This is a genomic window from Aliidongia dinghuensis (genome assembly GCF_014643535.1).
Taxonomy (GTDB): Bacteria; Pseudomonadota; Alphaproteobacteria; order ATCC43930; family CGMCC-115725; genus Aliidongia; species Aliidongia dinghuensis.
In genome coordinates, this window is record NZ_BMJQ01000015.1 from 74,605 (window position 1) to 94,402 (window position 19,798).

A 19,798-nucleotide genomic window follows, 5' to 3' on the forward strand; every position below is an offset into this window, starting at 1 on the left:
GCTCGGAAGGGCGGACCGCCGACCGCCTGTCTTGCCTGCGGGATCGACTTCCCGACCCGGCTGGCCTACCTCCGCCACGTCACCAACGACCACGGCATCGCGCGGAGGCATCCCAGTTCCCCGTCGCCACGATTCCGGATCGTTGGGCGCAACCCAAATTGGCTAGCGTACTGCCGCCGTCCGGCCGCGCTCAGATCTCCAATTGTCGCCCGATCTCGATGAGTGCGAGCGAGAAATTAAAATATAGACCGACCTGGCCTTGTATTTCGAGAGCTCATCGGCGAGACAACGGCCGAGGGCAAGGCCACGCCTCAGTGTCATGAGCGGCAATTATTTATCGACAATTAACACTTTCTCGCCGATAACAGTCGATGGGAGGATGATCAGAAGAATATTCTGTCGCCTTGCCCGCTGGTTCCCAAAGCGCTGACTGAATTGCCATTTCGGCTGCGCACGCCAAGGCTTGTTCATACATGTTGAGTTCCCAGTCCGGCGCCGAGATTTCGGCGGCGGGTGACGCGTCCCGAGCGTTGCGGCAAGTCGTTGCGCCCTATGCCAAGCCGGAAACCAGGCGCGGCATCCTGCAACTGCTGAATACCGGCCTCCCGTTCCTGGCCCTCATGGCGGTCATGTTCCGGGTCCTTGAATACAGCTCGGCGGCGGCGCTGGCGCTGGTGCCCGCGGCAGCCGTGCTCCTGGTCCGCCTGTTCATCATCCAGCACGATTGCGGGCACGCCTCGTTCTTCGCGCCGCGCTGGGCGAATGACCTGCTCGGCCGGGTTCTGGGCGTGCTGACCCTGACGCCGTACGAATACTGGCGCAGGAGCCACGCGACCCACCACGCCACGTCCGGCAATTTGGACCGGCGCGGTGTCGGCGACATCACGACCCTTACCGTGCGCGAGTATCTCGCTCTTTCGCGGTCTCGCCGCTTCGCTTATCGGCTCTATCGGCATCCGCTCGTGATGTTCGGGGTGGGACCCACCTACCAGTTCCTGATCCGCCACCGCATCCCCGATGGCCATCCGCGTCGGCAGTTCCGGGAGTGGTGCAGCGTGTTCGGCACCAATGCGGCCATCGCGGCGGTCGTCGGCGCGGCGGCGCTGACAATCGGGCTGAAGCCGCTCCTGCTCGGCTATCTGCCGGTCATCCTGCTGGCCGCCACGATCGGCATGTGGCTGTTCTACGTCCAGCACCAGTTCGAGGACACCTACTGGGAGACCTCGGCGCGCTGGAACTACCAGGCGGCGGCGCTGGAAGGATGTTCCTTCTATGACCTGCCGAGCGTGCTGCACTGGATGACGGGATATATCGGCTTCCACCACATCCATCATCTCTCGAGCCGGGTCCCGAACTATCGCCTGCGCGAATGCCACGAGCGGAACCCCGAACTCCATGCGGCCAAACGCGTCACTCTCCGGGACAGCCTGAAATGCACGCGCTTGGCGCTGTGGGACGAGGACGCCCGCAAGCTCGTGGGATTTGGCCAGGCCCGAGGTGCCTGAATAAATTCGACGAGCCCTCGCCGCTCGCACGACGATCGCCCAGGAGCGACTGGACGCCGCGACGGCCCGTGCCGCCATGCCGGTCGTGCCGCCGCGGCGAAAGACGGCGAGCGAATGCCTGTCGTATCGATTCAAGCTTGATGTCCGACTGTGGACCCGGGCTAGATCATCTCTCATATTGCTCGGATCGGGAGCGCCCGACGCTCAGTGCGCGGGAACGCCACCCAAAACAGGAAGAAGCAGATGGCCAACGGCACCGTGAAGTGGTTCAACTCGACGAAGGGTTACGGGTTCATCCAGCCGGACAGTGGCGGGGCCGACGTGTTCGTCCATATCAGCGCGGTCGAGCGTTCGGGCCTGAACGGCCTGAACGACGGGCAGAAGGTGTCGTTCGACGAGGAGCGCGACCCCAAGAAGGGCAAGACCTCGGCGGTGAACCTCAAGCTTCTCTGAGCTTCGCGACGACATCGGGCGCATGCCCGGGCACGCAGCTCAGGAATTTGCCCTCTCGGGTATCCGGTCCGTCATGTTCCAGGCTGGTCGTCGATGGCGTTCGGCGACAACTGGGCGGGCCGCGAGCGGGAGACCGCGGCGCCCTCTTCGGCAAGGCGTTCCGGCACCGCCGCTGATAACGCGTCCCTGACTTTGTGACGGCACCGCTGGGACGCCTGCGGCGGGTCGCCCGATGGCAGCCGAGCGCTGACCAGCGCCGCTCGCAGCGCGATTTCGCGGGACACCGATCAAGGCGTTAAACTACGGAACCCAGCGAGGCGATCGGCAGGGTCCCGACGGCCGATATGCAGGTCGCACACCGCGGCGGGCGTCCTCGGGAGAAACGCCGAGCTCCACCATGCTCGGGGTAGCAACGGACCCGCTTTCGGTCCTGGACGGGGAGAGAGCGATGGACGAAGACCGGCTCAACATGGAAATACGCAAGTTTCTCAAGATCGTCGGCATCACGTCGCAACGTGAGATCGAACTCGCGATCCGCCGGGCGATCGCAACCGGCCAGATCACGGGCAGCGAAACGCTTTCCGCCACGATGGTACTGACCATTCCCGCGATCGGTCTTGCGCACCAGATTGACGGCACGCTCGGACTCGCGTGAAGCGGTCGTCCGCCGCCCTCGTGGCTGCGCAGCGGCAGAAAAGCGACGTTACGCGGGCTGGCCACATCAGTGGGCGTTTTGGCGTCTGACGCTTGGCCTGTGGCACCGTGAAATTGCGGTGGGCGACTCGCAGTGAAGCGAGCGCTTGCCTATCTCACTGTAAGAGCGCCGCGCTGGGTGAGGATGCCGAGCGAGTAGACCAACCCCTTGAAGTCCGGGGAATCCAAGGGTCCCCGGCACTCGTCGTCATCGGCAGCTACCGGGTGTAACGCCCCGGCGCGCATTGGGGATCGGGAGGCGCGAACCGTCATCGGGACGGATGCCCGGTCACCGCATCGCCGGCGGTGCGGCTTGGCCTGCCGAAGCCACCGACGCTGGTGGACGGGACGCGCTTGAAGGGCCCGGGTGCGCTGCTGCCGACGGCCGTCCAGCGACGCTTCAGCAGGTCACGTGGATCAGCCCGACCTTGTGGCCCCGGCTTCGGTTGAACGATTTGATCGCCTCCGGCGTCGGCTGCAACGTGACCTTGCACCCCTTCTTCTTGAAGAAGTCGCTGGCTTCCGGGGACAGATGCACATTGCCCGCATGGCCGGCGCCGATGACGAGGAGGTCGCAGCCCTTCTCGAAGACGAACTTGGCCTCGTCTTTCGAGATGACGTGCGACGTCCCGTAGTACTTCTTCGACAGCTTCTTCTTGCGCTTTTCCACGGCGCCGGAGAGACGGATGATCACATCGTGGCCGTAGCTCTTTCCGTCTATCGTGACGGCGCCGAACTCGCTGCCGTCGATCTTCATGGCCCTACCCTCCGCTTGCCGATGCGACTGGACGACGGGGCGCGGCGAAAGCGGGCTTCGCCCTGCCCCGCTCGTCGCAGGAAGTCAGTGCCGGGTGAGGAGCCGCAGCGGCTTCCTGATTGTTGTCATGTGGGCTCGGGGCGCCCTCGGATCCACTGCTCGGTCGGCCTATTCACTCGCTCCACAGGGGCGTGACCGCATAAGCAGGCGCCTCGGCCTGTTCCGGAGCATTATTGGGTGGGGATTCGAGGTCGCCGGATCCGGCATTTGATCGTCTGGGCTGAAAGCCTACACCGCCAAGGCGGCAACACGCGGCCGCCCCGGCGGCCCATCACCGAAGCGGAATAAATTCAAGCGAGGCCGACTTCAAGGGGAGCAGGCCAGGCGAAAGACTCAGGCGACCAGCGATATCGGGGCGCCGAAGGCGACATTGCCATGCGTAGATTTTGGCGCGTCCGGTGCAGGACAGCGAGAACCGTCGCATGCGTCGTGGCGGGATGGTCGTTGAACGCGTCGATGCTTTCGTAGCGTCCCCCCGTCACCTGCGCGACGGCCTGGAGAATGGGCGCTTCGAGTGCCGGCGCGGCATCTTCCGCCCACAGCGCGCCCCAAAGGCATCGTCGTCCGTCGCTGGAGAGCGCGAAGAACTTGCACCAGCGGTCTTCGGTCGCGATCAACGCGATGACCTTGTCCAGCTTCTCGAGCGCGTTGTTCCGCTCGCAAAACCGATCGTCATCGACGGGCATGGCTTCCTCCGTGACCTCGCGGCACCCGTCAGGGGAGCTGGGAGTTCGGCGGTTCGCGCTTCCCAATAGCCCATGCGCGCCGGGGCGTTACACGCGGTAGCTAGCGATGGCAACGAGTGCCGCGGCCCCCTTCATTCCACGGACGTACAGGCGCCGGTCCACTCGCTTGGGGCGCTCTATCAATAGATATGCAGACGCTCCCTCCAAAGCGAGGTCTCCCAGATACGACATCGCTACGGGGATGGCCCCTTGCGCTATGGACTGCTTCACAGCGTCAGTCCAAGTCCGCCTCGGCCGTCGACGAAACTCGTTTGGGGGTGAACAGGCGTGGATCTGCCAAGGCATTGACGACGACCGTCTTGATTTCCGTACGATCGGAGATATTCACCAGCCTCGCGTATTCCCTTCCGTCGATCCCCATGTAGATATCCGCGACCCGCCAATATCCAGAGCGCCCATGAACGCTGCTGCTTGCCGGACGAAAAACCTGGCCGACCCTGAATGTCTTATTCCTCATACGGGGCGATTCATTTCTTTGACTCGGTCGAAACTGGAAATCGAAATATAAAGCCCGTTCCTCGCGGCGTGTAATTCGACTATTCGTAACAAGTGCTCGCATGCCTTCAAAGAAAACGCTCCCACAGCATGACCTCGATAATCCCAGCGACCGAATGGGAAACCATCGTCGCGCGTCGCAACCGTGGCGAATCTGTGACCTTTAGCGCCCGCGGATACGGGTGCAGCCTCGGCACCATCTACGGCATCCTTAAGAAAGCGGCCGAGTCACAACCGTCCAATGAGGGCGCTCCGACGTCGGGGCCACCCGTGCGGCACTGCTGCGACAACCGAAGCTCTCGTTGGATGTTGCACCGGCCGCAGTCGAGCCGATCCGAGAAATCCCGCGCATCGATCCCCCAGGGCCGCCGACCCCGACGGCGTTACGGAGTGACATGACGATCCCGTCTGCGATCACTGCGGTTGAAAACCTTTCGGCCGGACCCGGCGGGAGTCGGTTTTTCGTTCCTCGCCCCCATCAGGTCGAGGCCCGCGACGCCATCGTCCGAGCTCGCCTCGAGGGACGCCCCGGCTTCCTGCTCGGCGACCTGACCGGCTTGGGGAAGACCCTGTCCGTTTGGCTCGCCGTCGCCGCGATGCCCGACGACGAGGTCCTCATCGTCTGCCCGAAAGGCGCGATGCCGCAATGGCGCCGGACCATCCTGCTGTCGGGCGCCGCCGTGAAGTCGGTCACCATCATCAACTATGAGCGCACGAAGTCTTTGCTCACGCCGCTTGCCGCGAGCCTGAAGCGCTCCGTTCGCGCGAAAAACAATGAGCTGGCGAAGCTCGGAATCCCCAAGCGAACCTGGCCCGTCGTCGTCTTCGACGAGAGCCATCGCCTGAGGAACCCGGCGTCGCAGCAGAGCATCACGTGCCGCCGCGTCGCCGACGCGGCGTCGTTTGCCGTCTACCTGAGCGCCACGGCAGGGCAATCGCCGCACGAGCTGTCCTACCTGGGCAAGCTCCTTGGCCACGCGGTGGGCGGCGCGACCGACACGATCGGCGGCTTCCGCGATCTGATGAAGCGCCTCCGCATCGGAAAGGCGAAGGGACGCTGGAAGAACTGGACCTGGGAACCCAACGATCGCGACCGCAACGTGATGGCCGACATCCTCTATAGGGGAGCGGACGCGATCGGCATGCGGCGGCGGCCGAGCGACATCGTCGGTTGGCCGGAGGTGCAGCGTGAGTTGGCCCCGACGGCGCTCGATGGTCCAGCCAGACGACTGTACGAGGCGAAATGGCGAGAGTTCCGCCGGGAGCTCGGCCTGGTGGGCGGCAGCACGCGCACGCCGACCGGGCGGGTCGTCGACATCCGGTTCCGGCAGAAAGCCAGCCTGTTGCGGGTGTCGGGTACCGTCGAGTTCGTGAAAGACCTGCTCGACGAGGAACACCAGGTCGCGGTGTCCGTGGCCTTTTTGGAGACGGGGGCGGCCCTCGCGGAGAAGCTGGCCGCGGACGGTCGCCGCGTGGGCCAGATCAATGGAGAGCGCGACGGAGATGCCAACGAGGCGGCGCGGGTCGCATTTCAGACGGGCGAGCTCGACGTCGTCATCTTCACGGTGACCGAGTCGATCTCGTTGCACCGGGACGAAATGCCGGGCGGCGGGAAGGACCGGTCCCTGGTCATCCACGACATGCGCCACAGCGGCATTCAGCTTCAGCAGATCGAAGGTCGATGCCATCGCGACGGCCAGCAGGCGACGATCTACTACGCGTTCGCCGAAGGCACCGTGGAGGAGAAGGTGGTGGCACGCGTCATCGGTCGGATGGCATCGATGGATGGCATGGCTGGCGACGACACCCATATGCTGGACGATATCGCTCGGATCATCGATGAACTTGCCGCGGATAGGACCGCCGATTGAGGGACCCAGTGATACTGTCCAGGTTTGCGCGTGGGCGCCACGAACCGCGGCGGCTCACCCGATCACGCCTCGCAATCCGGCGGACGTGCACTTTGGGCTCGCAACCCATTTAGCTGGCTGCTGCCTTCGGCCGACATGGCTGGAGAGCGGTAACGGACATTAAGCTTGCGACGAGGGCGGGCCGGTAGCGGAATGGCCGCTTCGGCGATGGCGACGGAAGAAGCGGATGTTAGCGTGAGATCAGCCCGACCCGCCAACCGCAGCGCCCTCGGGGTCCACAACAGCCAGGAACACGATCAAAAAGGTCGAGCGGAAACCAATCTGGCTTCCGCCCTCGCTCCCGTCGATCGGGGCTATTTCCCCATCAGACTCCTTGCGTTCTCGGATGTAATCGCCGTGGTTTCCACGGTGACGACCGGCTCGACCTTCGTGGCGCAGTCGAGGAGGATCGATTTGGCCATGGCGATCGCTTCCTTGGCACCGGTCGGATAGGTGAACGTCGCCGCCCATTCTCCCTCGGCGACAGCCCGGATGCCGCCGGCCGGACCGGGCAACCCGTCGGTGCCGATGATCTTGATCTGCCCTTCCTTGCCGGCACCCTTTGCCGCGAGCCGTGCGCCGGCAGCCATCATGTCATTGCTCGCATAGACCATCTTGATGTCCGGATGGGCCTGGATCATGGCGGCGAAGGCCGTCTGCGCCTTGTCCGGTAGCCAGTCGGCGGCCTGCTCGGCCACGACCTCGATCTTGGGATTCTCCTTAACGCCAGCCTTGAAGCCGTTCAGCCGTTCGACGGCCGGCGTCGAACTGGGCAAACCCTCCAGAACGGCGACCTGCCCGCCGCTCGGCAGCAGCTTCGTCGCCGTGTATTTGCCCGCCGTCAGCGCGATCTTGTAATTGTCGCCGCCGATGAAGGCTGTGTAATCCTTGCCCGGCTCCCCGACGGTCTTGCGGTCGAGCTCGATGACGGGAATGCCGGCCTTCATGGCACGCTGAACAGCCGGCGTGAGCGGCGCGGCCTCGAAGGGCGAGATCAGCAGCAGGTCGACCTTCTGGGTGATGAAATTGTCGACCTGCGAGGTCTGCGTGTTCACGTTGCCGGCGCCGTCGGCGATCTGCAGCTTGAAATTCGGCACGGCCTTGGCGGCGGCAGTCAGCTCGTCGTTGACGTGCTGGCGATAGGGCTCGGCATTGTTCGCCTGGGAAAAACCGATCACGAACTCGTCGGTCTTGGAGCAGGCCTTGACCAGGGGATCGGCCGCCTCCGCCGCAGTGCCGAGCGTGAGCAACGGCGCGCCGAGCAAAAGGATCCGAAATGCCGCCCGCTTGAATACGACGTGGCTTGCCATGGAGCATCCTCCCGTTTCGTGCCTTGAGGCACGATCGTTGATCATTGTCCTTCCAGCGGTTGGAAACAGCCGAGGATGAAAGGTCCGTTCGCCATCAGCTTCAGCGGAGCAATCCCTCGCGACGACGGACGAGGGATTGCAGCACGGCCGCAAGCACGATGATTGCGGCCGTCGAGAGCAATTGCAGGGCCGGCGTGATGTTGTTGAGCTGCAGGACATTGGCGAGCGCGCCCAGCATGATCGTGCCGGCGACGGTCCCGATCATCGAGCCCGCGCCGCCGAACAGGCTGGTGCCGCCGATCACCACCGCCGCGATCGCCGTCAGCTCGTAACCGGCGCCGTCGTTGGCGCTGCCGAAATTGAACTGGCCCGCATGCACGATCCCGGCGAGCGCCGAGGCGAAGCCGGTAATGGCATAGACAGCGATCTTGACACCCGTGACCGGCACGCCGGAGAGACGCGCCGCGCGCTCGTTGCCGCCGACCGCAAAGACGTAGCGGCCAAAGCGGGTCGTGTTGAGCACGAGAGTGGCGACGGCCGCGAAACCCACGAACACGATGGTCGCGACCGGCACGACATTGTCGAACAGGCGTTCGCCCAGGATGGCGAAGACCGGCGGGGCGAGGCCCGGTCCGTCGCCATAGGAAATGTTGATGTACTGGTTGCCCGAGACGACGAGAGCCAGTCCGCGGGCCGCCTGCAGGCCGGCCAGCGTCACGATGAAAGCCTCGAGCCGGAACCGCGTCGAGATCGTGCCCTGGATGGCGCCGAACGCGATTCCCGCCAGCAAGACCAGGAAAATCGTCGGCGCCAGCCCGAAGCCGCCGTTGATCATCATGGTCGCCGTGACGACGCTGGACAGGCCCAGGAGCGCGCCAACCGACAGATCGATCCCGGCCGTGACGATGACGAAGGTCATGCCGATGGCGATGATGCCGGTCTCGGACACGGCGCGCACGATGTTGGCGATGTTGTCGGGCGCCAGAAAGAGAATTTCACCGTGCCGGCGCGGCGAAAAGATGATCCCGCCGATCGCGACGATGACGAGGCCGATCAGGCTCTGGAACCGCACCAGCAGCGCCAGGGGATCGCGCCGTTTCGCCGCCGACTTGTCGCGCGCCGGCGTCTGTTGTTCGGTGGTAGGCAAGCTGGACATCAGGCGGCCTTCCCATTTGCTGCGGCGAGCACGGTGTGCTCGTCGACCTTGCCGCGGAATTCCGCCACGTTCCGGCCTTCGCGCAGCACGACGATGCGGTCGCAGAGGCCGATCAGCTCGGGCATTTCGCTCGACGCGACGAGGATGCCGAGGCCTTGCGCCGCGAGGGCTGCGAGCCGCGCGTAGATTTCCGCCTTGGCGCCGACATCGACGCCGCGCGTCGGTTCATCGAGCAGCAGCAGGCGCGGATTGCCGAGGATTTCCTTGGCCAGGACCACCTTCTGCTGATTGCCGCCGGACAACGCGCCGACGGCGATCGCCGGATTCCGTGGGCGGATGTCGAATTGCCCGAGCGACTGGGCCACCGCCAGCGCTTCGCGCGCCGCCGACATCAAGCCGCCCGGGGAGACGCGCTCCAGGACCGACATGACGAGATTCCGGCCGACGCTCATGCGCAGCATGAGGCCGCTGCCGCGCCGATCGTCGGTGACGAAGGCGATGCCGGCCTTGCGCGCCGCGCGAATGGACCTGAGATGGGCCGGGCGGCCGTCGATCTCGACCGTGCCGAACCACGCCCCGGCGAGCCCGGTGCCGTAGAGTGCCGACAGCAATTCGGTCCGCCCGGCGCCCATGACGCCGGCGAGACCGACGATCTCGCCGGCATGAACATCGAGCGAGATCGCCTCGGGGCACTGCCAGCCGGCACGGCGCCGGGCAGGCCGGAACCCGGCATCCTTGAGATGCAGCAGCCGGCGCCCGATGGCCGTCGCCCGCACGGGGTAGAGCTCGTCTGCCGGCCGCCCGACCAGGAGGCTGACCAGCTCGCTCTGGGGCGCGTCCGGTTTCGTGACGCCGACGATCCGCCCATCGCGCATGACCGTGACCCGGTCGGCGATCTGCGGCACTTCCTCCAGCCGGTGAGAGATATAGACGATGCCGACCCCGTTGGCGCTGAGCCGGCGCATGATCGCGAACAATCTGTCCACTTCGCCGACCGTCAGCGCCGCCGTGGGCTCATCCATGACAAGCGCGCGCGAGGCATAGGCGAGAGCCTTGACGATCGCGACGACCTGGCGATGGCCGATCGACAGGTCTCCGACCAGGCGTTCGACATCGATGTCGAGCTCGATCGAGGCCAGCCGTTTGCGCGCCTCCCGGCGCATGGCCGCGACATCGAGAAATCCGCCCGGCCGCAGGATCTCGCGACCGAGGAACAGGTTGGCGGCGACGTCGAGGCTCGGGACGAGGTCGAGTTCCTGGAAGATGGTCGCGATGCCGGCGGCCTGGGCCTCACGCGGGTTGGCGAGCCGCACCGGCGTGCCATCGATCATCAGCGTGCCCGCATCGGGCGCGTGCACACCGGACAGGATGTTCATCAAGGTCGATTTGCCGGCGCCGTTCTCGCCCAGCAGCGCATGGATCTCGCCACTGTTCAGTTCGAAATCGACGCCGCGCAGCGCCTGAACCCCGCCGAAATGCTTGGTCACGCCCTTCATCGCAAGCAGCGGCGGCCTCATGCCAGGCTCGGTCGTGCCGGGCTCTGTCATACCAGGCTCCGGCACGATGCGCGCAGGCGCAGGGTCGGCTCCAATCGCACGGACCGGCGGATGCCGTTCGGTGATGCGATCCGTTCCACCAGCAGGGCCGCGGCCTGGCGTCCGAGCTCGTTGCAGGGCTGCTCGACGAGCGTGAGCCGAGGCTCGAAGAAATCGGCCCATTCGAAATCGTCGATGCCGACCAGCGACAGGTCGTCCGGCACGGCGAGACCCAGTTCCCGCACCGCCCGCATGACGCCGATCGTCGCCAAGTTGTTGCCGGTGATGATCACCGAAGGTGGCAGTGCCTGCGACAGCAAACGATAGGTGGCTGCGGCCGCTGAGGCCGTCGTCGCAGTGCCCGTCACGACGGCATCCGGCCTGACGCGGATGCCTACGGCCTGGAGGGCTGCGTGGAACCCCGCGATGCGCTCGACGGTCGTGGCAAATCCGGGCTGGCCGGCCACAAACCCGATATTCCGGTGCCCGAGCGAAACGACGTGATGGACGAGCGCCTGCATCGCCTTGAAATTGTCGACCCCGATCTGGTCGAAGCGCGGATCGGCCATCCGGTCGATGAGGACGCAGGGCACGCCGCGCTCGGCCAGATAGTCGAGAGCCGGTCCCGGAGCGGCGGACGGGGCAAAGATGATGCCGTCGACCCGTCGCTGGTGCAGGGCGCGGATGACCGCGATCTCCTTCTCCGGATCGTCCTGCGTGTCGGAGAGGAACACCATGAGCCCGAGCCGGGCGCATTCCGCTTCGACCGCGCAGATGATGTCGCTGAAATAGGGATTGGACAGCGCGGAAATCGCCAAGCCGACGCTGCTGGTCGAAGCCAGTTTCAGAGAGCGCGCCAGCGTGTTCGGGAAATAGCCGACCGCCGCGATCGCGTCGTTCACCAGCTTGGCTTTGCCCGGCGAAACATAGCGCGTTCCGTTTACGACATGAGAGGCCGTCGAGACGGAGACGCCCGCCATCCGCGCAACTTCAGCGAGGGTCGTCATGGCGGATCGCGCGACGACGGGACCACGATTCAAGCGTTCGCACGCTCTCTTCCCCCCTTTGACGATTCCTCCGAAGTGCGGCCGCCATTCGGCCCGGCAACCGCATTTGCACTGAAAACTATCCTCATCGAAACGTTTGCGCAATCGATTCGATGGAGGATCGATGCCGGAAGCACGATGCCCCGTCGCGGCTCAACTCCGAATCAGCCGTGAATGAGGCGCGCCGCGCGAGCAGCCGTCCGACGGAACGTCCGCCTTCGAGACGCCCAGATCGGCGGACGACGACCCCAAAGGGCGCTCTGCCGCCCGGCCGCTCTTCGGCTTGAACGGGCCGAGGGCGGAACAGCAGGTTTATGGCAGCTGACAGCGAAAAGCAGACGTCTGCCGAGGCGATTGGCGCTGTAAGGGCTGTCAGAACGGCAAGATCGCTTCTGCGGATGAGCGATTTGCGGCTGGCGTCGCTGGATAACGCCGTGGCAGGTTCAAATCTCGGGCCCGCAAGCAGCGATACTTGCAGCTCGTCGAGCGGCGGATTCCTCGGCTGCGCAAAATTGGTTGAGCCCAGGGAATTCACCCCGGGCTCACAGCGAAAAATTTATTGTGAGGGGTACTCGTCCGTCGAAATGAACGTGGCGTAGATTCCGAGGGCGGGCGCCTTGCGCCCGATACTACCGCCTTCTTATTGGCGCCAAACAAGCAAAATTGTCGGCATTACTTCCTCATCGGAGGTCCGGGTGGAGGTTGCGAACCGGGCTCACTCCTTCCAGCAGCGAAGCCAGGTGCAGGATCGTGGACTCCGCCAGCCACTTGCCGACGAACTGCACGTTGATCGGCAGCCCTTCCTTGCTCGTGCCGAACCGCATCGACAGGCCGGGAAGCCCGGTGACGTTGAGCGGCACGGTCGCACCCTGGAGATAGGTGGCGTCCACGGTCTGGCCGTTGATGGTGAACTCCGTTTGGCCATGCTTGTGGGCCGGCAGCGGCAGCACTGGAGTGAGCAGCGCGTCGTAGCGCGTGAAGTAGTCGGCATAACCGTCCCGCAGCCGCTCCGCCGCCTGCTCGGCGTCGATGTAGTCCTCCATCGACGTGTCGGGCAGCGCGAGCATGGTCTTGGCCATCTTGTAGAGCTCGTCCTGGCTGCGTCCGGCGGTGGCTTCCGCGAACGCGGGCTTCATTTCCATCACGTGAAGTCTGTTGAACACGTCGAGGGCGAAGTCGCGTTCGAGCGCCGGGATGCGCACCGGCTCCACGAAACAGCCGACGCCCTTGAGCGCCTCGGCGGCCGCCTTCACCGTAGCAGCGACCTCGGGGTCCACCGGCCCGAAGCCGGGCTCGACCAGCCAGCCTACCCGGAGCTGACGATGGGGCGAGCGCCCGGCTCCGGCATCGAACTGGACGGTACTCGTGGCGAAGGCATCCAGGCCGTCAGGTCCGGCGAGTTGCGAGAACGCGAGCACCAGGTCGCGGACAGTGCGCGCCATCGGACCCACATGCCAGAAGCGACGCGGCACGCGCGGCCAGATGCCCGTCATCGGCACGCGACCATGCGTCGCCTTGAGGGAGACGATGCCGGTTTGCGCCGCCGGTCCGCGCACCGAGATGGCGAGATCGGTGCCAAGACCGATCGGCGACATGCCCGCGGCGATCGCCGCCGATTCACCGCCGCTCGAGCCGCCCGGCGTGCGCTCGAGATCCCAGGGGTTGTTCGACCTGCCGCTGAGCAGATTGTCGCTTTCGATCCAGTAGGAGAATTCGGGAAGGTTCGTCTTCGCGAGCAGGATACCGCCCGCCTTCCTCATGCGCGCCACGCTGGTCGCGTCGGTGTCGGGAACGCGCCCCTTGAAGATCGGCGAACCACGCTGGGTCAGCACCCCTGCGGTATCGATCGAATCCTTCACCGTGAAGGGGACGCCGTGCAGCGGGCCGAGCTCCTCGCCCGCCAGCACCGCTGCCTCCGCCGCCTTCGCGGCTTTGAGCACGCCGTCGGCGACTGTGACGATCGCGTTGATCTTGGGGTTCACCGCATCGATGCGATCGAGGTGCGCCTGCACGACCTCGACCGGCGAGACCTCCTGGGTGCGGATCAGTTCGGCCAGCTTGGTCGCGTCGAAAAAGATGATCTCTTTGCTCATGGCTGCATCTCCTACCTAGCACTTGGTAGGCCGGAGATGGGGCTTTTATTTCCTCGATCAAGCCCTACCTAACACATGGTAGACTGATGAGCGTTGACGGTTAAGGTATTGAGATGAGCATAAACTCCAAGGAAGCGATCCTGGCGGCCGCCAGACAGAGTGCGCAGGCGCACGGCTACGGCGGGCTGAATTTTCGCGATCTCGCCGAGGAGGTCGGTATCAAGGCCGCGAGCATCTACCATCATTTCCCGAGCAAGGCCGACCTCGGCGCAGCGGTGGCGCGGCGCTATTGGGAGGACACAATGGGCGATCTCGACGCCATGCTGATGGAAACATCCGATCCGGTCGGCTGTTTGCGCCGGTACCCGCAAATTTTTCGTAGGTCGCTTGAGAGCGGGAATCGGCTTTGCCTCTGCAGTTTCATGTCTGCCGAATACGACGACCTTCCGGACCCGGTGAAAAAGGAGGTCCAGGCCTTTGCTGATGTGAACGTGGCTTGGCTGAGCAAGGTGCTTTCCGCTGCCGGCGTGGTCGGTCCCGAGGAAAGCGAACAACGGGCTCGCGCCATTTTCTCTGCCGTCGCCGGCGCTCAGCTCATGGCGAGGAGTCGCGCGGACATCTCGCTGTTTGACGCGTTGATCGAAAGCTATCGCGTGGTGGGGCTTCTGTTGGCGTAGAAAGGGGGATCTTCCTAGCCGATGCGAGCATATAGGCCTGGGCACCCAAGCTCTTGCTCATGCTCCGCCGAGACCTTGGCGAACGAGTTGCCGACGTTCGTGACTGCCATGAATGTCCGCTCACAGGACGGGCTCGATAAGCGACGAACGACAACACAGGGCGCTCTGCCGCCCGGCCGATCTTCAGCTTTGACGGGCCGAGAGCGGACTGGCAGCTTTCGGGAATTGCGAAGAGTAAAGCCTGGCCCTCGTCACAAAAGAGGTTCAAACGTCCAGGTTCGACACGTTGAGCGCGTTCGACTGGATGAAGTCGCGCCGGGGCTCGACGATGTCGCCCATCAGCGTGGAGAACGCCTCCTCAGCCGAATCCTCGTGGCTGACCTTGACCTGCAGCAGCGCGCGTGCGTTCGGGTCGAGCGTCGTTTCCCAGAGCTGGTCCGGGTTCATTTCGCCCAAGCCTTTGTAGCGCTGGACCTCGACGCCCTTGCGGCCGAACTCGACGACCGTGTCGAGCAGCTTGGTCGGGCCCGGGATCCTGGTCTCCGTGTCGCGCGCCTGCAGTGTCGCGGGTGCCGCGAAGGTGCCCAGGAGATAAGGCCGCTGCTCGTCGAGCCGGCGGGCTTCCTGGCTCTTGGCCGAGATCGGGTCGATCACGAAGCGCTGCTGCAGCCCGCGCACGACGCGGCTGAAGCCGACGCCCTCGCCCTCGACGACCGCGGCTGCCCAGGGTTCCTCGCCCTCCTCGGCAAGCTGACCCAGACGGCGCGCGGTCTCGGCCGCGGCCTTGGCCGCCTGCTCCGGATCGGAGAACGCGCCAGGCGCGAACAGGCCGGCCATGGCCGCCTGCTCGACCAGGTCCTTGCTGCCGATCTTGCGCGCGAGCGGCTCGACCCAGCTGCGGCAGGCCCTGGCCCGGTCGACGAGATCGCGCAGGTCGTTGCCGCCGCGCTGCTGGCCGTCGGCCTGCACCAGCACCGCGCCGTTCAAGCCGGAGGTGATTGAATATTCGTCGAGCGCCGCGTCGTCCTTCAGATAGACCGCCTGCGACGAACCGCGCTTCGCCCGATAGAGCGGCGGCTGGGCGATGTAGAGATAGCCGCGGTCGACGACCTCGCGCATCTGGCGGAAGAAGAAGGTCAGGAGAAGCGTGCGGATGTGGCTGCCGTCCACATCGGCGTCCGTCATGATGATGATCTTGTGATAGCGCGTCTTTTCGGCATTGAAATCGTCAGGCCCGATACCGGTGCCGAGTGCCGTGATAAGCGTGCCGATCTCCTGGCTCGACAGCATCTTGTCGAAGCGCGCACGCTCGACATTCAGGATCTTGCCCCGGAGCGGCAGGATCGCCTGGAACTTGCGGTTGCGGCCCTGCTTTGCCGAGCCGCCGGCGCTGTCGCCCTCGACCAGGAAGATCTCGGACTGCGCCGGATCGCGCTCCTGGCAGTCGGCGAGCTTGCCCGGCAGGTTGGCGAAGTCGAGCGCGCCCTTGCGCCGGGTGAGCTCGCGCGCCTTCCGGGCCGCCTCGCGCGCGGCCGCCGCCTCGACCGCCTTGGCGATGACGCGCTTCGCGTCGGCCGGATGCTCCTCGAACCATTGCTGCAGCTTGTCGCCGACGATCGCCTCGACCACCGGGCGCACCTCGGACGAGACCAGCTTGTCCTTGGTCTGCGACGAGAATTTCGGGTCCGGCACCTTGACCGAAAGCACGCAGGTGAGCCCCTCGCGCGCATCGTCGCCGGTCAGCGCCACCTTCTCCTTCTTCGCGATGCCGCTTTCGAGCGCATAGGCGTTGATGGTGCGGGTCAAGGCACCGCGGAAGCCCGCGAGATGCGTGCCGCCGTCGCGCTGCGGGATGTTGTTGGTAAAGCACAGCATCGACTCGTGGTAGGAGTCGGTCCATTGCATCGCAACCTCGACCGTGATGCCGTCGCGCTCGCCCGCGACCACGATCGCCGGCGTATGCAGCGGCTGCTTCGCCTTGTCGAGATAGGCGACAAACGCCTCGAGCCCGCCCTCGTAGAACATGGTGACGGCCTTGGGCTCGGCCGTGCGCGCATCGGTCAGCACGAGCGTGACACCGGAATTGAGGAACGCGAGCTCGCGCAGGCGGTGCTCCAGGGTCGCGTAGTCGAACTCGGTCTTGGTGAAGGTCTCGGTCGACGGCAGGAACGTCACCTCCGTGCCGGTGCGCGGCTCGCCGGCGCGCTTGCTGTCGGCCGGCATCATCGGCGCCTGGCCCACGATCTCGAGCGGCGAGACCGCATCGCCGTGCTCGAAGCTCATGGCGTGCTCCTGCCCGCCGCGCCAGATGCGCAGGTCGAGCCGGCTCGACAGCGCGTTCACCACCGACACGCCGACGCCGTGCAGGCCGCCCGACACCTTGTAGGAATTCTGGTCGAACTTACCGCCGGCATGGAGCTGGGTCATGATGACCTCGGCGGCCGACACGCCCTCCTCCTTGTGCACGTCGGTCGGGATGCCGCGGCCGTTGTCGCGCACGGTCACCGAGCCCTCGGGATTGAGCGTCACCTCAACCGTGTCGCACCAGCCGGCGAGCGCCTCGTCGATCGCATTGTCAACAACCTCGTAGACCATGTGGTGCAGGCCCGAGCCGTCGTCGGTGTCGCCGATATACATGCCCGGCCGCTTGCGCACCGCGTCGAGGCCGCGCAGCACCTTGATCTGGTCTGCGCCGTACTGCTCGGCCGACGGGTCTTGATGGGGAACGGGCTCACTCATGGTCGCTATTCTCTTTGAGGCTCTTTGGACGCCACCGGCCGGGAGGGCATGGGACGTCGAAGGGATAGGCTGGAACGAAATTCGGGCGAGGCCGGGGCAAAGATGCCTGCGGAAGCCGGCGATCGACAAACTCAGCGATCAGGCATGAGGCGCATCATGCTGGATCATGCCGTCGGCGACGGTCAGGAAGTCGGCGCGGCCGCCGAGCTCGGCGAACAGCTCGCGGTCGGTGCCGGTCAGCCACGCCTGGCTGCCCAGCGCCTCGATCTCATCGAACAAGGCCCGCCGGCGCGTCCGGTCGAGATGGGCCGCAACCTCGTCGAGCAGCAGGACCGGCGCCGTGCCCTTGGCCCCGGTCTGCAACCGCGCATGGGCCAGCACGATCGCGATCAGCAGCGCCTTCTGCTCGCCGGTCGAGCATTCGGCCGCGATGGCGCCCTTGGCCGCGTGGCGCACCTTGAGGTCGGTGCGGTGCGGGCCGACCGCAGCCCCGCCGATCTCGGCATCGAGCCGGCGGTGGGCCGCGAGCTCCGCCTTGAGCCGATCCTCGACAGCGAGCGCCGGCATCTCGTCGAGCCAGCCCTCGATGCCGCCGTCGAGCCCGAGCCGCGGCGCCGGGAAGGCGCCCGGCTGACCGACGGTCGCCGGGCGCATCGTGGCAGGCCGGGCCGCGGCGGCATCGAGCCGTTCCGTGATCTCGCGGCGGGCGGCCGCGATGGCGACGCCCTCGCGTGCCAGCGTCTCCTCCAGCACGGCGAGCCATTGCGGATCGGCCCCGCCGGCGCGCAACAGCTTCGCCCGTTCGCGCAGCGCCCGCTCATAGGCGGCGAGGCGCTCGGCATGGTCCGGGTGATAGCCGAACACCAGCCGGTCGAGGAAGCGGCGGCGCGGCGACGCCCCTTCCTGGAACAGCCGGTCCATCTGCGGCGTCAGCCAGACGAGATTGAGATAACCCGCGAGCCCGGCCTGCCCCTTGAGCGCCTGGCCGTCGACCCGGACGAGGCGCCGGTCGCCCGACTCGCTCGAGCCGTCGCGCCCGGTACCAATCGCGACCAGCCCGTCCGGCGTCGCGAGCCGGGCCGCGACCGCCCAGGGATGCGCGCCACCTGGATCCTCGCCGTCCGGTTCGCCCCCGGTGAGTTCCGGCCGCCGGTCGATCTCGGCCAGACGCGCCCGGCGCAGCCCGCGCCCCGGCGCCAGGAACGAGACTGCTTCGAGCAGATTGGTCTTGCCGGCGCCGTTCGGGCCGGTCAGCACGACCGCCCGCGCATCGACCTCGAGCCGGGCCGACGCGTATGAGCGGAAATCGGTGAGGTCGAGCCTGAGCACAGCCACCGGCGCGCCGTTCGCAGGACACGCGGCGGGAGCGGCCTCGACCGGAGTCGAGGGCAATCCGGCGATACCGTCGGGCATCAAGGCATTGTCCAATCGAGGGGCGGGGTCACTGGACGACGGCGGGTGCACGGATACAGGCGGGCAGTCTCGGATCAATGCAAACTCTGATCAAGGCTTGGGGGAACCCCGCAGGAATCCGTCTTGCTCCGCCCGGTCATCGGCACGGACTCGAATCACGCGAGATTACACTGCCCGCCCCCGGATCAGAAGCTTAATCGCGCGCGCGTGCACGCGAGGGCCCCGCTGAGCCCCGCTGGCGCGCGGCGAGCTGGTTCAGGCTCTCGACGGCGATCGAGAAGCCCATGGCCACATAGATATACCCCTTGGGCACATGGAAGCCCGCACCATCGGCGACGAGCGTCGTGCCGATCAGCAGAAGGAAGCTCAGCCCCAGCATCCTCACGGTCGGATGGCGATTGATGAAGCCCGATACCGGCCCCGACGCGCCCAGCATGACGAGCATGGCGAGCACCATGGCCGTGGCCATGATCCAGAGCTCGCCGGCCATGCCGACCGCGGTCACGACGCTGTCGATCGAAAAGACGACGTCGAGCAGAACGATCTGCAGGAGGATGCCGACGAAGCTCGCTCGGGCATGGGTCCGCGACGCCTCGCTCCCCTCGCCCTCCAGCCGATGATGGATCTCGGTCGTGCCCTTGTAGATGAGGAACAGGCCGCCGGCGACGAGCACCAGGTCGTGCCAGGACACCGGATGGTCGCCCACGCTAAACAGCGTCGCCGTCAGCCCCATGAGCCAGGCGATGGACGCGAGCAGCGCCAGCCGGGCGATGAGCGCCAGGCCGAGGCCGATGAGGCGCGCCGATGCCCGTTCGGCCGGCGGCAGCCGGCCGGCGAGGATCGCCACGAACAGCAGATTGTCGATGCCAAGGACGATCTCCATCGCCGTCAGGCTGAGGAGGCTCGCCCAAAGCTGCGGGTCGGTCACGAACGTTATCCTTAAGGTTGCTTTCGGTGATCCAGCTCGGCGTGCAGCCCGCCGATCCAATGCGGCCGGCGCAGTGGCGGCAGGTCCTCGGCCAGCAGCAAGAGGCCGAGCGGCAGCATCCACAGCCCGAGCACCGGCAGAATGCTGAGCAGGCCGCCGACGACCAGCGCCACGCCGGCCGGCAGCCGGGCCCAGCGCGAGCCGGGCCGGCGCAGCCAATGCAACGGACGGCTGAGGCGATCCGGCAGACGGTCGATCATCAGATCAATCCGCCGGTCGACT

At 65.9% G+C, this 19,798-nt stretch carries 17 protein-coding genes; 5 read left to right on the plus strand and 12 right to left on the minus strand.

Going from position 1 to position 19,798, the window contains the following annotated elements; translation table 11 throughout:
- The first annotated feature begins 473 nt into the window (after positions 1-473).
- From IEY58_RS25135 to IEY58_RS25145, 3 genes are all read left to right on the plus strand, one after another.
- On the plus strand, positions 474-1,505 hold the full coding sequence (locus IEY58_RS25135) for a fatty acid desaturase (protein ID WP_189050909.1): 1,032 nt from the start codon (positions 474-476) through the stop codon (positions 1,503-1,505).
- Positions 1,506-1,748: 243 nt separating this feature from the next.
- Positions 1,749-1,958, plus strand: a complete 210-nt coding sequence (locus IEY58_RS25140; protein ID WP_189050910.1) for a cold-shock protein — start codon at positions 1,749-1,751, stop codon at positions 1,956-1,958.
- A 448-nt stretch (positions 1,959-2,406) separates the two neighbouring features.
- Positions 2,407-2,613, plus strand: a complete 207-nt coding sequence (locus IEY58_RS25145) for a DUF6494 family protein (RefSeq protein ID WP_189050911.1) — start codon at positions 2,407-2,409, stop codon at positions 2,611-2,613.
- Between the two features lie 438 nt (positions 2,614-3,051).
- Here IEY58_RS25145 and IEY58_RS25150 read toward each other — a convergent pair whose 3' ends face one another.
- The 3 genes from IEY58_RS25150 to IEY58_RS25160 form a co-directional block, all read right to left on the minus strand.
- Positions 3,052-3,408, minus strand: coding sequence for an Mth938-like domain-containing protein (locus IEY58_RS25150; protein ID WP_189050912.1), 357 nt, complete (start codon positions 3,406-3,408; stop codon positions 3,052-3,054).
- 350 nt (positions 3,409-3,758) lie between these two features.
- Positions 3,759-4,154, minus strand: a complete 396-nt coding sequence (locus IEY58_RS25155) for a DUF6197 family protein (protein WP_189050913.1) — start codon at positions 4,152-4,154, stop codon at positions 3,759-3,761.
- Between the two features lie 274 nt (positions 4,155-4,428).
- Entirely contained in the window at positions 4,429-4,575 is a 147-nt protein-coding gene (locus IEY58_RS25160; protein ID WP_189050914.1) for a hypothetical protein, read from the minus strand.
- Positions 4,576-5,104: 529 nt separating this feature from the next.
- Between IEY58_RS25160 and IEY58_RS25165 the strand changes: the two genes are divergently transcribed.
- The gene (locus tag IEY58_RS25165; protein WP_189050915.1) at positions 5,105-6,580 is read left to right on the plus strand and encodes a DEAD/DEAH box helicase family protein; all 1,476 of its coding nucleotides are present in this window, start codon (positions 5,105-5,107) and stop codon (positions 6,578-6,580) included.
- A gap of 353 nt (positions 6,581-6,933) precedes the next feature.
- Here the strand turns inward: IEY58_RS25165 and IEY58_RS25170 are convergent, their stop codons facing one another.
- The 5 genes from IEY58_RS25170 to IEY58_RS25190 all read right to left on the minus strand — a co-directional run bounded on the left by IEY58_RS25170 (position 6,934) and on the right by IEY58_RS25190 (position 13,759).
- Positions 6,934-7,929 (minus strand): substrate-binding domain-containing protein, encoded by a 996-nt coding sequence (locus IEY58_RS25170; RefSeq protein WP_189050916.1) that lies wholly within the window; start codon positions 7,927-7,929, stop codon positions 6,934-6,936.
- Between the two features lie 100 nt (positions 7,930-8,029).
- A complete protein-coding gene (locus IEY58_RS25175; protein ID WP_189050917.1) occupies positions 8,030-9,085 on the minus strand; it encodes an ABC transporter permease in 1,056 nt (351 codons plus the stop codon).
- Complete coding sequence (locus tag IEY58_RS25180) at positions 9,085-10,632, minus strand: sugar ABC transporter ATP-binding protein (protein ID WP_229743941.1); 1,548 nt, start codon at positions 10,630-10,632, stop codon at positions 9,085-9,087. The genes IEY58_RS25175 and IEY58_RS25180 overlap by 1 nt, the downstream gene beginning before the upstream one ends.
- Complete coding sequence (locus IEY58_RS25185; protein ID WP_189050918.1) at positions 10,629-11,627, minus strand: LacI family DNA-binding transcriptional regulator; 999 nt, start codon at positions 11,625-11,627, stop codon at positions 10,629-10,631. Before IEY58_RS25185 ends, IEY58_RS25180 begins: the two co-directional genes overlap by 4 nt.
- 719 nt (positions 11,628-12,346) lie before the next feature.
- On the minus strand, positions 12,347-13,759 hold the full coding sequence (locus IEY58_RS25190) for an amidase (RefSeq protein WP_189050919.1): 1,413 nt from the start codon (positions 13,757-13,759) through the stop codon (positions 12,347-12,349).
- A 113-nt stretch (positions 13,760-13,872) separates the two neighbouring features.
- Between IEY58_RS25190 and IEY58_RS25195 the strand changes: the two genes are divergently transcribed.
- On the plus strand, positions 13,873-14,436 hold the full coding sequence (locus IEY58_RS25195; RefSeq protein ID WP_189050920.1) for a TetR/AcrR family transcriptional regulator: 564 nt from the start codon (positions 13,873-13,875) through the stop codon (positions 14,434-14,436).
- Between the two features lie 264 nt (positions 14,437-14,700).
- Here the strand turns inward: IEY58_RS25195 and gyrB are convergent, their stop codons facing one another.
- From gyrB to IEY58_RS25215, 4 genes are all read right to left on the minus strand, one after another.
- Positions 14,701-17,175 (minus strand): DNA topoisomerase (ATP-hydrolyzing) subunit B, encoded by a 2,475-nt coding sequence (gene gyrB, locus IEY58_RS25200; RefSeq protein ID WP_189050921.1) that lies wholly within the window; start codon positions 17,173-17,175, stop codon positions 14,701-14,703.
- 138 nt (positions 17,176-17,313) lie between these two features.
- On the minus strand, positions 17,314-18,588 hold the full coding sequence (gene recF, locus IEY58_RS25205) for a DNA replication/repair protein RecF (RefSeq protein WP_189050922.1): 1,275 nt from the start codon (positions 18,586-18,588) through the stop codon (positions 17,314-17,316).
- A gap of 193 nt (positions 18,589-18,781) precedes the next feature.
- Positions 18,782-19,516, minus strand: coding sequence for a TerC family protein (locus IEY58_RS25210; RefSeq protein WP_308422452.1), 735 nt, complete (start codon positions 19,514-19,516; stop codon positions 18,782-18,784).
- 11 nt (positions 19,517-19,527) lie between these two features.
- Complete coding sequence (locus IEY58_RS25215) at positions 19,528-19,776, minus strand: hypothetical protein (RefSeq protein ID WP_189050923.1); 249 nt, start codon at positions 19,774-19,776, stop codon at positions 19,528-19,530.
- Positions 19,777-19,798 lie beyond the last annotated feature (22 nt).

Coding starts and splice junctions, on each gene's coding strand:
- IEY58_RS25135 (WP_189050909.1), top strand. CDS start 474: ATGTTGAGTTCCCAGTCCGGCGCCGAGATTTCGGCGGCGGGTGACGCG.
- IEY58_RS25140 (WP_189050910.1), top strand. CDS start 1,749: ATGGCCAACGGCACCGTGAAGTGGTTCAACTCGACGAAGGGTTACGGG.
- IEY58_RS25145 (WP_189050911.1), top strand. CDS start 2,407: ATGGACGAAGACCGGCTCAACATGGAAATACGCAAGTTTCTCAAGATC.
- IEY58_RS25150 (WP_189050912.1), bottom strand. CDS start 3,408: ATGAAGATCGACGGCAGCGAGTTCGGCGCCGTCACGATAGACGGAAAG.
- IEY58_RS25155 (WP_189050913.1), bottom strand. CDS start 4,154: ATGCCCGTCGATGACGATCGGTTTTGCGAGCGGAACAACGCGCTCGAG.
- IEY58_RS25160 (WP_189050914.1), bottom strand. CDS start 4,575: ATGGGGATCGACGGAAGGGAATACGCGAGGCTGGTGAATATCTCCGAT.
- IEY58_RS25165 (WP_189050915.1), top strand. CDS start 5,105: ATGACGATCCCGTCTGCGATCACTGCGGTTGAAAACCTTTCGGCCGGA.
- IEY58_RS25170 (WP_189050916.1), bottom strand. CDS start 7,929: ATGGCAAGCCACGTCGTATTCAAGCGGGCGGCATTTCGGATCCTTTTG.
- IEY58_RS25175 (WP_189050917.1), bottom strand. CDS start 9,085: ATGTCCAGCTTGCCTACCACCGAACAACAGACGCCGGCGCGCGACAAG.
- IEY58_RS25180 (WP_229743941.1), bottom strand. CDS start 10,632: ATGACAGAGCCCGGCACGACCGAGCCTGGCATGAGGCCGCCGCTGCTT.
- IEY58_RS25185 (WP_189050918.1), bottom strand. CDS start 11,627: ATGACGACCCTCGCTGAAGTTGCGCGGATGGCGGGCGTCTCCGTCTCG.
- IEY58_RS25190 (WP_189050919.1), bottom strand. CDS start 13,759: ATGAGCAAAGAGATCATCTTTTTCGACGCGACCAAGCTGGCCGAACTG.
- IEY58_RS25195 (WP_189050920.1), top strand. CDS start 13,873: ATGAGCATAAACTCCAAGGAAGCGATCCTGGCGGCCGCCAGACAGAGT.
- gyrB (WP_189050921.1), bottom strand. CDS start 17,175: ATGAGTGAGCCCGTTCCCCATCAAGACCCGTCGGCCGAGCAGTACGGC.
- recF (WP_189050922.1), bottom strand. CDS start 18,588: ATGCCCGACGGTATCGCCGGATTGCCCTCGACTCCGGTCGAGGCCGCT.
- IEY58_RS25215 (WP_189050923.1), bottom strand. CDS start 19,776: ATGATCGACCGTCTGCCGGATCGCCTCAGCCGTCCGTTGCATTGGCTG.